Here is an 11,915-nt window from a genome sequence, read left to right on the forward strand (position 1 = left end):
AATTAAAAGAAGCATAAAAATAAAACCCTTTCTCATCGACATACACAAAATAATCACCTCTTCACTAAGAAATATACAAAATAAGGTTTGAACCCAATCATATTTTAACATTTCCAATAGCAATTAATTTATGTTCAATCTTGTTGTTTTCGATATTAGGTTTTCTCATTTTTGCCAAAACTTTAGTTCATGCCAAGCATTTCAAAGAAAGGGATTCAAATGCCCGCATCACCCATCCGAAAATTAGTGCCCTACGCAGAGGCCGCCAAAAAACGAGGAACCCATGTAATACACCTTAATATTGGACAGCCCGATATTAAAACTCCAAAAGTGGCTTTAGAAGCGGTTCGCAACCATAACATTGAGGTTCTTGAGTATAGCATGACCCAAGGCTCCGAGGAGTACCGGAAAAAAATTGCGGACTACTATACAAAACAGGACATTTTTGTTGATGCTGAAGATATTATAGTGACTACGGGCGGTTCCGAGGCATTATCGTTTACCTTGGGAACCATTATGGACAATGATGATGAAATTATCATACCCGAACCATTTTATGCAAATTATAATGGTTTTGCCACAGCTGCAGGTGTTAAGGTCAAACCCATTGCTTCATCTATTGAAAATAACTTTGCACTTCCCCCCATTTCCAAGTTTGAAGACCTTATCACCCAAAAAACTAAAGCTATACTCATATGTAATCCCGGGAACCCAACAGGATATCTTTATAGCAAGGAAGAAATTCATCAGTTGGCGGAATTGGTTAAAAAATACAATCTTTTCCTCGTGGCCGATGAGGTGTACCGCGAATTTACCTATGATGGCAGGGAACATTACTCGATTCTTCAGGTAGAGGGATTGGAAGAGCACGCCATTGTCGTGGATTCCGTTTCCAAAAGATACAGTATGTGCGGTGCACGTATTGGCTGCATGATTTCAAAAAATACCGAGGTTATCGGTACTGCGCTAAAATTTGCACAAGCCCGTTTATCTCCGCCAACTTTTGCTCAGATTGCCAGTGAAGCCGCTTTGGAAACCCCACAATCTTATTTTGATGATGTAATCGACGAATATGTTTCACGAAGAAACCTTTTAATCACCGAGCTCAACAAATTGGAAGGTGTAAAGGTCGCCACACCTCAAGGCGCCTTTTATTGTGTCGCAGAACTTCCGATTAAGGATGCGGACCACTTTGCACAATGGTTGTTGGAAAGTTTTGAGATAGATGGAAATACGGTGATGGTAGCTCCCGCTGCCGGTTTTTATGCAACACCTGGCTTGGGAAAAAATCAGATTAGAATTGCCTATGTGCTGGAAAAAGAGCAACTTGTAAAGGCCGTCCACATATTAGGTAAAGCTTTAAGAGAGTACAACGCCCAATGAACATACAGGAAAACATATCCTTAAAAAATTATAACACCTTCGGCATTGACGTTAAGGCAAGGTTTTTTGTTGAAATAACCGGTCTGGTGCAACTCCAAAAAGTATTGGAGTTAAAGGCATACCCCAAAAAGTTCATCATTAGTGGAGGAAGCAACATGCTGCTTACCAAAGATATAGATGCTTTGGTGGTACACCTAAAACTAAAGGGCATCTCCATTGTTGAAGAAAACGAGAATTTTGTAGAGGTCAAGGCAATGGCCGGCGAAAATTGGCACGATCTCGTTATGTGGAGTCTGGAGCAAGGATTTGGCGGACTCGAGAATCTTTCGCTCATCCCGGGCAACGTTGGCACGGCACCCATCCAAAATATTGGCGCTTATGGAGTTGAACTAAAAGATGTTTTTGTGAGTTGTGCAGCCATGGACGTCAAAACCGGGGAGCTAGAGGGTTTTGATAACGAAGCATGCGAGTTTGGGTATAGGGATTCCATTTTCAAGAATGAGGCAAAGGATAAATATATCATCACTTCAGTAGTACTCAAATTGACCAAGAAAGACCATGTGCTTCACACAGGCTACGGTTCCATTGAGAACGAATTGAAGGAAAAGGGCATTGTACATCCGACAATCAGGGATATTTCAGATGCGGTCATCGCCATACGCAGAAACAAACTGCCCGACCCAAAGGAAATAGGCAATAGTGGCAGCTTTTTTAAAAATCCGGTAATTTCCCAAAAAGCGTTTGATAGGTTCACCAAAAAAAATCCGAATGCCCCTTTTTATGAAATGGACGATAATCAATTTAAGATTCCCGCTGGTTGGCTGGTGGAACAATGCGGTTTTAAAGGAAAACGCTTTGGTGACGCAGGTGTGCACGAAAAGCAGGCCCTTGTGTTGGTTAACCACGGAAGTGCCACTGGCAAAGAGATTCTTGACCTAAGCAAAAAAATTCAAGACGAAGTGCAAAAAACCTTTAAGATAAAGATCCAACCTGAAGTTAATATAATAAAATAACCCCCGCATTGAAGTCAATAACGAGGGTTATACCAAACCAAACTAACCAAATTTATGTATGTCGTCAGGGCTTTGAAACCCCTTATTTCTATTCAAAATTTACAAGACAAAAAAGCTTTTTCTGCCTTAGCTTTGTTTTATATACGAGATAAATCCTATTTTAGATTTTGGCCCCATAAAAAATTTTACCAAAAGCATCATTAATGAGCACATTGATCGAGAGACATATTGTTTCACTCCTTGAGGAAAAAGACGACAAAGCTATTTCCTTACTTTATGAAAATTATGGGGACACCTTGTTCGGTGTTGCTTTTAAGGTAGTAAAAGATGAGGATTTGGCCCAAGATGTACTACAGGAAAGTTTCATAAAAATTTGGAAAAAAGCCGACACCTACGATGCTTCCAAAGCAAAACTTTTCACCTGGTTGTTCAGGATTGTAAGAAACACGGCCATAGATAAGTTACGTAGTGTAACCAATAAATCGGATAAGGAAATCCAAATCGACGTTTCAGACGTATATAATGTTGGAGTGAAGGCCATTAACCCGGAACATCTGGACATCCAAGAAAACTTGGACAAAATAGAAGATAAGTACAGAATTGTTTTAGAGGCCCTATTTTTTGAAGGAATGACGCAGCAAGAGGCTAGTGATGAATTGGACATACCTTTGGGGACCATAAAATCCCGGTTAAAAATAGGACTTAGGGAACTTGGAAAGATTTACGGAACGACAATGTCCCTGCTCTTAATCTTAAATTTGTTGTCATGAAAGAAAAAGTAAAAATATTTTTAGAGTCTGACATTTTAGAGAAATATCTTTTGGGAGACACCACCAAAGAGGAATCCCAAAAAGCGGAAAGATATATTGCCATGTATCCCGATGTGCGGGAGACCTATGAAGTGCTCCAGAAAAACTTGGAGACCTTTGCCAACATGTATGCCAAGAAAACCCCGGAAGGCTTAAAGGACATTATAATTGCCAGTGCACGAAAAGAAACCATGGTAAGCAAAAGGTACATGAGGTATGCCGTTGCAGCCAGTATCGCCATTATGATTTTCGCCGGCTCCTCCCTATTCTTTTGGAACCAGAACAAAACATTACAGGAAGAAAACACCCTCGTAACCAACCAAATCAAGTATTTGGAGGATAACATGAAGGACCAATTGGCTGACATGAGAAACCAGTTTATCGTTCTTAACAATCCCGCAACCAAGAAATATCAAGTAAGGGGTGAACGTGAGGCAAAGGAACTCAAGGCCATTGCATACATAAACCCTGTTAAAAAACTGTCGTACATTAATGTGAGCAACGTTCCGGAACTTCCCGAAGACAAATGTTTTCAAATGTGGGCAGAGGTCAATGGAGAACTGGTAAACTTGGGTGTCATCAAAGATTTTGACGAAAAAGACAAACTTCTTGCCTTACCCTACGCTGACAATGCTGTGGGATATATCACCATTGAACCAAAAGGCGGAAACAATATTCCATCTGTAGACAATATCGTAGCCAATATCAATTACTAATAAAATAGAGTTTACGGTAAAGAAACCTTAAACATTCCGACCTTTAAGAAGGTATTTTGTACCTTTGTACAAAAGTTGGATTATGAAGCTAGTATTGGTCACCATTGGATTGTTAGCACTTGCATTTGCAGGAATCGCCATCAAAATCTGGGGTAAAAAGAACGGCGAGTTTGCCGGAACATGTGCAAGTCAAAGTCCTTTTTTGAACAAGGACGGTGAGGCTTGTGGTTTTTGCGGAAAACTACCGGAAGAACAAGATTGCAAGAAAGATACCGTTACGAATACCCAATAAAATTAATTTTTAGGCAAGCCTTATTATTTGGAAAAAACCGACGATTCCATCAAGGAGATTATACAAAGGGCAAAAGAGGGATACCAAATTGCCTTTAGTAACCTCGTTGACACTTTTTGGAACGATGTGTACGGTTTTCAAATGCTTCGCACCAAAAATGAAAACGATGCCGAGGACATTACCATAAGGACTTTTTCCAAAGCATTCGATAAAATCAATACCTACGACGAAAACTACGAGTTCAAGACTTGGCTCATCACCATCTCCAAAAACCTTCATGTAGACCTTCTCAGAAAACGAAAAAGAAGTCTAATGAACGAAATGGAATCCCGCGGAGACGAGGTAAAAAGAGTTTTGGACGAAACCCCCACCGTAGAGGACCGTTTGATCACGGAACAAAATCTGGCCAACCTCTTGCAGGATATCAAAAAAATGAAACCGCACTATCAGAAAGTAATCAATCTGCGGTATTTTCAAGAAATGAGTTATGCCGATATAGCCAAGGAACTCAATGAACCCGTCAATAACATAAAGGTGAAATTACTCCGTGCCAAAAAACTTTTGGCAGAAATCATCAAAAAAAAGTGACTTCTTCCAAGTCACATAGTTTCTTTCCCAGTTTCGTATCTTTGTACTTCTAAATTTGTTCTATGAGCACAAGCGTAGCAGAAAACGTAATACCACCTAAAGGAAAGCCAAAGTGGCTAAGGGTTAAGCTTCCAACGGGCAAAAAATATACCCAGCTCAGGGGGCTTGTGGACAAGTACGACCTACACACCATTTGCACCTCCGGTAGCTGCCCAAACATGGGTGAATGTTGGGGCGAAGGTACCGCTACATTTATGATTTTAGGAAATATCTGTACCCGTTCCTGTGGATTCTGTGGTGTAAAAACAGGACGCCCGGAAACTGTGGATTGGGCGGAGCCGGAAAAAGTGGCTCGCTCCATAAAAATCATGAACATTAAGCATGCAGTGCTTACCTCTGTGGATCGAGATGACCTAAAAGATATGGGGTCCATTATCTGGGCAGAAACGGTAAAAGCCGTAAGGCGCATGAATCCAGAAACAACAATGGAAACTTTGATTCCCGATTTTCAGGGCATCTCCAACCATTTGGACAGAATATTGAAAGTAGCCCCTGAAGTGATTTCCCATAACATGGAAACCGTAAAAAGGCTAACACGAGAGGTTAGAATACAAGCCAAATACGAAAGAAGTCTGGAAGTATTGGACTATTTGAAGAAAAACGGAGCAAACAGGACCAAATCGGGCATTATGCTTGGTTTGGGCGAAGAAGAGAGCGAAGTTATCTCCACTATGGAAGACCTACGAAAAGCGAATGTGGATGTAATCACTATTGGGCAGTACCTCCAGCCTTCAAAAAAACACCTCCCGGTAAAACAATTTATCCTCCCGGAACAATTTAAAAAATACGAGGAATTAGGACTGGAAATGGGCTTTAGACATGTAGAAAGCGGAGCTTTGGTCCGTTCATCCTACAAAGCACATAAGCACATACACTAGTACGGTACCCCATCATCATGAAAAACATCACTGTTGGTATAAATGGCTTCGGTCGTATAGGTAGAACCCTTTTTAGACTTTTGCTCAACCATCCGAACATCAATGTGGTAGCCATAAACGATTTGGCCAATGCCGAAACCTTGGCCCATCTGCTAAAATATGACAGTATCCATGGTGTATTGCCCTTTGATGTATCGCACCAAAATGGACATATTCTTGTTGATGGCAACAAAATACCGGTACTCAATCACAATCATCCAAAAGAAATAGATTGGAAATCCCATGGGGTGGATATCGTGGTCGAATCCACTGGAAAATTTAAGACAAGAGCGGATTTGGGCCTACACATAAAAAATGGGGCCAAAAAAGTAATACTTTCCGTTCCGCCGTTGGACGACTCTATAAAAATGGTGGTATTGGGCGTAAACGAGAAAATCCTGGACAAGGACGACCAAATTATCTCCAACGCGTCCTGCACTACCAACAATGCTGCACCCATGATTAAAGTTATCAACGAACTGTGCGGCATAGAACAAGCGTACATCACAACGGTACATTCCTATACCTCTGACCAAAGCCTTCACGATAGTCCCCACAGAGACCTTCGTAGGTCCAGAGCTGCCGGGCAATCCATAATCCCTACCACAACCGGGGCAGCAAAGGCATTGACCAGTATTTTTCCAGGACTCTCAAATGTCATTGGTGGATGTGGTATACGAGTCCCCGTGCCAAACGGGTCATTGACCGATATTACTTTCAACGTCATACAAGAAACCTCGATTGAAAAAATAAATGCTACCTTTAGAAGGCAAGCGGAAAACAACCTTAAAGGAATTCTTAATTACACCGAAGACCCTATTGTTTCTATCGACATAAACAATAGTTGTTACTCTTGTACGTTTGATTCATTGATGACCTCCGTAATCGGGAAAATGGTAAAGATTATCGGATGGTACGATAATGAAACTGGATATTGTTCCAGAATTATTGATTTAATAGCTTTGCTGATAAAGAAAAATTACGTTTGATCGCAATCTTATTGAACAAAAGAGCAGGTCTTAAATGGCCGTTTCTACTATGCTTAATATTGTGCATACAAACGACTATTGCCCAAAACGACGGCAATTCAGCATCCAATGTCAAGGAAATCTTTAATGATTTTATGAGGTACCGCCACGAAAACAATGTGGACAAAGCCCTTGAAACGCTGAGCCAAGCAGCCAATATTGCAGAAAGGAATGAAGACTCCAAACTATTGTTGGATACATATCACCAATACGCCAGACTCTTTTTGGAAGAAGGCGACTATGAAACGGCGATTTTTTATTGGGACCGTGCCAGCATACTATTAAAGGACACCTCTTATTCGTTTGGGCAAGCCTTTCACCTATATCTGGATGCATCCCTTAGATATTCCGAAGGAAACAATTTCCAGGCCCTCAAGCAGCTGGAAGAATCAAGAAAGCTAAGCAACAACAGAAACCTTACCAACAATATTCTGTTGCAAGAAGCCTATATCTACACCAATATAGAAAAATACAACGATGCCATAAAGAACCTTCATGCACTTATCGTCAATTCTGATGACAAGGAACGGGCCTATCTGGCAACCAGGGCCAATCTCCAATTGGCAAAAATAAGCGTTACCCTTAACGACTTGGAAGAAGGAATCGTCCATTCCAAAGCTGCGCTGGAGCTAGCGGAAAAACATGGCTTTTCCAAAGAAATCAAAAATGCTTACGAGCAATTGTCCAATATCTACGAAGCAAACGGTAACTACTCAGAGTCATTATTGTACGCAAAGGGACTTTCCAAAATGAAAGATTCCATATTCAATGTGGAAAAAGCAAAGCTTGATGCAAATACGGCAGATAAAGTACGATTTGAACATCAAATGAACGAGCTCAACAAGCTACAGGCAAAAAACGAAGAGTTGAGCGAATCCAAAAACCGTTCAGAGATCACTGCCATCCTGACCTCTGCTTTTTTGACCATAATCTCTTTATTGGCAGTTTCCTTGTTCCGAAACAACCAAATAAAATTAAAGACCAATGACCTGCTCTACACAAAGAACAAAGAGCTGGAATTGGCGCGTGATGCAGCAGTATCGGCCATGGAGGCGAAAACCAACTTCTTGTCCACAGTAACGCACGAACTGCGAACGCCATTGTACGCGGTAACCGGGCTCACCCACCTATTATTGGAGGAGAATCCATCCGAACACCAAAAAGAGCACTTAAAATCTTTAAAGTTTTCTGGGGAATACCTGCTCAATTTCATCAACGATATCCTACAGATAAATAAAATTGATGCAGAAAAGCTGGAACCTCTGAACATCGAGTTCAAGCTACATAAAGTGCTGGATGATGTTGTAGAATCCTTACAACAAAATGCCCACGAGAAAAAAACGGAACTTATTCTTGACTACGATCCAACAATTCCGAAAAAGTTGATGGGAGACCCCATCAAACTTTCACAAATCTTCATGAATTTGGTTGGCAACGCCCTTAAATTCACCAAAAACGGTAGGGTCGAGGTCATAGCCAAAATGCTTAAAAAAGAAGAGGACCAAGTAAAGATTTATTTTGAAGTGAGGGATAACGGAATCGGTATTTCGGAAGACCAACAAAAAAATATATTCGAAAGTTTTGAGCAGGGATCCATTCAAATCAATAGGGAATACGGTGGAACGGGCCTTGGCCTAACAATTGTAAAAAGTCTCTTGGGACTATTTGGAAGCACCATTCATCTGGAAAGTGAACTGGACCACGGTAGTTCCTTCTACTTTGAGATGGACTTGGATTATGAGAGTAAAGAAGGGGATGAAATTGCATTCGAGCTCAACCTTGATGAATTTCAGTTCAAAGGACTGCATGTACTCATAGTAGAGGACAACAAAATAAACCAGGTGATCACAAAAAAAATGCTCACCAAAAAAGAAATTACCTGCGACATTGCCAACAATGGTAACGAAGCCATTGATATGGCAAAAAATAATACCTACGATGCCATTCTAATGGACATCCACATGCCCGGTATAAGCGGAGAAGAGGCAACTCGCCAAATCCGTAAGTTTGATACGGTTATCCCAATTATAGCACTAACGGCTATTTCTTTGGACGACAGTCTGGACAGTTTCTATGACGCTGGCTGTAACGATGTGGTCACCAAACCTTTTAAACCTGAAGTGTTCTATCAAAAAATTGGGGAAAACATTTTTAGAAGCAAAATGGAAGGTTCCATTTAGAACAAATTCTCAATAGCATTTTTTAGTACAGATTCATCTTTTTCGGAAAAGCTATGGGCAATTTCCAAAAAGTAGAGCCTATCCACCCTACCCTTTAATCGAACAAAATCCTTTTCCGTAGTAAGAATCAGTTCGTAATCTTTGAATTGCGCAATGTCACTCTCACTAAAATGATGATGATCACCAAATTCAAAATGTTTACAATCAATCCCTGCACCATCAAGATAGCTGACCAAAGGTGCGGGAGAAGCTATTCCTGTTACCAACGCCACTTGCCCGCTCTTCAATTCGTTCAATGGTATTTTCTCTTCTCCGCCATCACTTACATAACCGTGGTAAGCTAAATTGGCAAATAGCACCTGTTGATGTTTTAAAGGACCTAATTTCTCCTCGACAGCATTCCTCTCTATGTCATCAATATCCTGTGGGCATTTTGTAACGATTATCAAATCTGCACGCTTGGCCTCCTTTTTTGCATCACGGAGACTGCCCGTGGGCAAATACCAGTCATCTACATATAAGTTTTGATGCGTGGTCAATAAAATGGAAAAAGTTGGTTTCACCTTTCTGTGCTGAAATGCATCGTCCAAAACAATAACTTCTGGGTTTACCAATTTTTCTAATTTCTCGATGCCATTCCGCCTATCCGCGTCCACTGCAACGGCCACTTCTGGAAATTTTTTTTGCATCTGATAAGGTTCATCACCAAATTCCATTACAGTAGTCGCATCATTTGCCAAATAGAACCCTTTGGACTTACGCTTATATCCGCGACTCAGCACCGCAGTTTTTCGGTTATTCAAAATACGCAGCAAATATTCCGTCATCGGCGTTTTTCCAGTCCCCCCAACACTCAAATTACCAACGCAAATAGTCGGGGTTTCATACGATTTGGATGAAAAAATACCTGCATCGAACAAGAAGTTTCGAACATGCACCACCAAGGCGTAGATCAATGAAATGGGGAACGCTATTTTCCGAAGCAATTGAAGCATTGAACGAAAATATAATATTTTATCTTTAGCCCAATTAACATTTTTAAAATGACCGTTAACGAAATAGCAAAAGTGCTCGAGGAACTGGCCCCTTTGGCACACGCCGAAGACTTTGACAATGTAGGTTTATTGGTGGGCGACCCCAACATGAAAGTGGAGGGAGTTCTGGTAACCCTGGACACTTTGGAAAACGTGGTCGACGAGGCCATCGAAAAAAAGTGTAACCTTATCGTAAGCTTTCACCCTATTATTTTTAAAGGATTAAAAAAATTGACAGGCAGCAACTACGTGGAACGTGTGGTGCTCAAAGCTGTTTCCAACAATATTGCCATATATAGTATGCACACTGCATTGGATAACAGTAAAATGGGGGTAAATGCCAAAATATGTGAAGTTTTGGGACTTAAAAACCCAGAAATTTTGATTCCAAAAGCCAAGAGTATAAAAAAATTGACCACATATGCGCCCATCGCTGATGCTGAAAATATAAAACTAGCTTTGTTCAAAGCTGGCGCCGGCAACCTTGGGAAGTATAGTAATTGTAGCTATAGTTTAGATGGAATAGGAAGTTTTAAAGCGGAGAACGGAGCCAACCCAGCCGTTGGAAAAGTTGGTCAAATACACTCCGAAAAAGAAACACAAATCAATGTGGTATTCTCTTTTGAAAAAGAAAAAGACATTTTAAAAGCACTTTTTAATGCCCACCCTTACGAAGAAGTGGCCTACGAAGTATTGACCTTGGAGAATACCAACAAGGATTTAGGCATGGGAATGATAGGCGAACTTGATACCGATATGGACGAAAAACAGTTTCTGCTTTTAGCAAAAGACCAAATGAACGCGTCTGTTGTGAGGCATTCTAAACTATTGGGCAATAAGGTCAAAAAAGTCGCTGTTTTAGGGGGAAGTGGGGCGTTTGCCATTGGAGCCGCAAAGAAGGCCGGTGCCGATATTTATGTTACCGCAGACCTTAAATATCACGATTTTTACCAAGCCGAAGATCAACTGGTAGTTGCCGATCTGGGGCACTTTGAAACTGAGCAGTTTACAAAAGATTTATTGGTTGATTATCTTACGAAAAAAATTCCTAATTTTGCAGTCTCTTTATCGGAGAGTATAACGAATCCCATCAAGTATTTATAAAATATATGGCGAATAAGAAAGAAAGCACTGTAGAGGACAAATTAAGGGCGCTGTACGATTTACAGCTTATCGACTCCAGAGTGGATGAAATCCGCAACTTAAGAGGCGAACTGCCTTTGGAAGTACAGGACTTGGAAGACGAAGTTCTTGGTCTTAAGACAAGACTGGACAAATTAAAAACGGATGTTGAAACCGTTAATTTTGAGATTACAGCAAAGAAAAACCTTATCGACGAGTCCAAGGCGCTTATCAAAAAATATAGCGAGCAGCAGAAGAATGTTAGGAACAGCCGTGAGTTCAATTCATTGACCAAGGAGGTAGAGTTCCAAGAGTTGGAGATTCAGTTGGCCGAAAAGAACATAAAAGAGTTCAAGGCACAGATTGAGCAGAAAAAAGAGGTCATCGCACAGACCAAGGAAAAATTGTCCGAGCGCGAAGGTCACCTTAAACACAAAAAGGGTGAATTGGACGCCATTCTTGCAGAAACTGAAAAAGAAGAAAAGGCCCTTTTGAAAAAATCAGAGGAGTACGAAGAAAAAATCGAAGACCGTTTAGTAAAAGCCTACAAAAGAATCCGACACAATGTGAAAAACGGTTTGGCTGTGGTTCCTGTTGAGCGTGGTGCTTCCGGAGGTTCTTTCTTTACCATTCCACCTCAGGTACAGGTTGAGATTGCTTCCCGCAAAAAAATAATTACCGATGAGCACAGTGGAAGGATTTTGGTAGACCCACTTTTAGCTGAAGAAGAGCAAGAAAGAATGGAAAAACTTTTTGCCAAGCTTTAAGCTTAT

At 40.8% G+C, this 11,915-nt stretch carries 12 protein-coding genes; 11 read left to right on the forward strand and 1 reads right to left on the reverse strand.

Going from position 1 to position 11,915, the window contains the following annotated elements:
• Positions 1–189 precede the first annotated feature (189 nt).
• The 9 genes from GUA46_RS12555 (at position 190) to GUA46_RS12595 (ending at position 8,986) form a co-directional block, all read left to right on the forward strand.
• A complete protein-coding gene (locus tag GUA46_RS12555) occupies positions 190–1,383 on the forward strand; it encodes a pyridoxal phosphate-dependent aminotransferase (RefSeq protein WP_176620795.1) in 1,194 nt (397 codons plus the stop codon).
• The gene (gene murB, locus GUA46_RS12560) at positions 1,380–2,396 is read left to right on the forward strand and encodes a UDP-N-acetylmuramate dehydrogenase (RefSeq protein WP_176620796.1); all 1,017 of its coding nucleotides are present in this window, start codon (positions 1,380–1,382) and stop codon (positions 2,394–2,396) included. The genes GUA46_RS12555 and murB overlap by 4 nt, the downstream gene beginning before the upstream one ends.
• A gap of 203 nt (positions 2,397–2,599) precedes the next feature.
• Positions 2,600–3,166: an RNA polymerase sigma factor gene (locus GUA46_RS12565; RefSeq protein WP_108247174.1), complete on the forward strand. Its 567-nt coding sequence runs from the start codon at positions 2,600–2,602 to the stop codon at positions 3,164–3,166.
• Positions 3,163–3,921: an anti-sigma factor gene (locus tag GUA46_RS12570; protein WP_108247175.1), complete on the forward strand. Its 759-nt coding sequence runs from the start codon at positions 3,163–3,165 to the stop codon at positions 3,919–3,921. The genes GUA46_RS12565 and GUA46_RS12570 overlap by 4 nt, the downstream gene beginning before the upstream one ends.
• Before the next feature lie 82 nt (positions 3,922–4,003).
• A complete protein-coding gene (locus tag GUA46_RS12575; RefSeq protein WP_108247176.1) occupies positions 4,004–4,213 on the forward strand; it encodes a membrane or secreted protein in 210 nt (69 codons plus the stop codon).
• A 27-nt stretch (positions 4,214–4,240) separates the two neighbouring features.
• Entirely contained in the window at positions 4,241–4,801 is a 561-nt protein-coding gene (locus GUA46_RS12580; RefSeq protein ID WP_176620797.1) for an RNA polymerase sigma factor, read from the forward strand.
• A 62-nt stretch (positions 4,802–4,863) separates the two neighbouring features.
• A complete protein-coding gene (gene lipA, locus GUA46_RS12585) occupies positions 4,864–5,739 on the forward strand; it encodes a lipoyl synthase (protein WP_176620798.1) in 876 nt (291 codons plus the stop codon).
• Positions 5,740–5,756: 17 nt separating this feature from the next.
• The gene (gap, locus tag GUA46_RS12590) at positions 5,757–6,767 is read left to right on the forward strand and encodes a type I glyceraldehyde-3-phosphate dehydrogenase (protein WP_176620799.1); all 1,011 of its coding nucleotides are present in this window, start codon (positions 5,757–5,759) and stop codon (positions 6,765–6,767) included.
• On the forward strand, positions 6,764–8,986 hold the full coding sequence (locus GUA46_RS12595) for an ATP-binding protein (RefSeq protein WP_108247180.1): 2,223 nt from the start codon (positions 6,764–6,766) through the stop codon (positions 8,984–8,986). The genes gap and GUA46_RS12595 overlap by 4 nt, the downstream gene beginning before the upstream one ends.
• On the opposite strand, the gene lpxK is transcribed toward GUA46_RS12595, so the two are convergent.
• Positions 8,983–9,981 carry a tetraacyldisaccharide 4'-kinase gene (gene lpxK / locus GUA46_RS12600; RefSeq protein ID WP_176620800.1) on the reverse strand — a complete coding sequence of 333 codons (999 nt, stop codon included), beginning with the start codon at positions 9,979–9,981 and terminating at the stop codon, positions 8,983–8,985. The genes GUA46_RS12595 and lpxK overlap by 4 nt on opposite strands.
• Before the next feature lie 48 nt (positions 9,982–10,029).
• Between lpxK and GUA46_RS12605 the strand changes: the two genes are divergently transcribed.
• Positions 10,030–11,124, forward strand: a complete 1,095-nt coding sequence (locus GUA46_RS12605; RefSeq protein WP_176620801.1) for a Nif3-like dinuclear metal center hexameric protein — start codon at positions 10,030–10,032, stop codon at positions 11,122–11,124.
• 5 nt (positions 11,125–11,129) lie between these two features.
• On the forward strand, positions 11,130–11,909 hold the full coding sequence (locus tag GUA46_RS12610) for a zinc ribbon domain-containing protein (protein WP_176620802.1): 780 nt from the start codon (positions 11,130–11,132) through the stop codon (positions 11,907–11,909).
• Positions 11,910–11,915 lie beyond the last annotated feature (6 nt).

The sequence above is a fragment of the Flagellimonas chongwuensis genome, assembly GCF_013376415.1.
In the GTDB taxonomy this organism is placed as follows: Bacteria; Bacteroidota; Bacteroidia; order Flavobacteriales; family Flavobacteriaceae; genus Flagellimonas; species Flagellimonas chongwuensis.

Coding starts and splice junctions, on each gene's coding strand:
- lipA (WP_176620798.1), top strand. CDS start 4,864: ATGAGCACAAGCGTAGCAGAAAACGTAATACCACCTAAAGGAAAGCCA.
- GUA46_RS12555 (WP_176620795.1), top strand. CDS start 190: ATGCCAAGCATTTCAAAGAAAGGGATTCAAATGCCCGCATCACCCATC.
- GUA46_RS12610 (WP_176620802.1), top strand. CDS start 11,130: ATGGCGAATAAGAAAGAAAGCACTGTAGAGGACAAATTAAGGGCGCTG.
- GUA46_RS12565 (WP_108247174.1), top strand. CDS start 2,600: ATGAGCACATTGATCGAGAGACATATTGTTTCACTCCTTGAGGAAAAA.
- gap (WP_176620799.1), top strand. CDS start 5,757: ATGAAAAACATCACTGTTGGTATAAATGGCTTCGGTCGTATAGGTAGA.
- GUA46_RS12605 (WP_176620801.1), top strand. CDS start 10,030: ATGACCGTTAACGAAATAGCAAAAGTGCTCGAGGAACTGGCCCCTTTG.
- GUA46_RS12570 (WP_108247175.1), top strand. CDS start 3,163: ATGAAAGAAAAAGTAAAAATATTTTTAGAGTCTGACATTTTAGAGAAA.
- lpxK (WP_176620800.1), bottom strand. CDS start 9,981: ATGCTTCAATTGCTTCGGAAAATAGCGTTCCCCATTTCATTGATCTAC.
- GUA46_RS12575 (WP_108247176.1), top strand. CDS start 4,004: ATGAAGCTAGTATTGGTCACCATTGGATTGTTAGCACTTGCATTTGCA.
- murB (WP_176620796.1), top strand. CDS start 1,380: ATGAACATACAGGAAAACATATCCTTAAAAAATTATAACACCTTCGGC.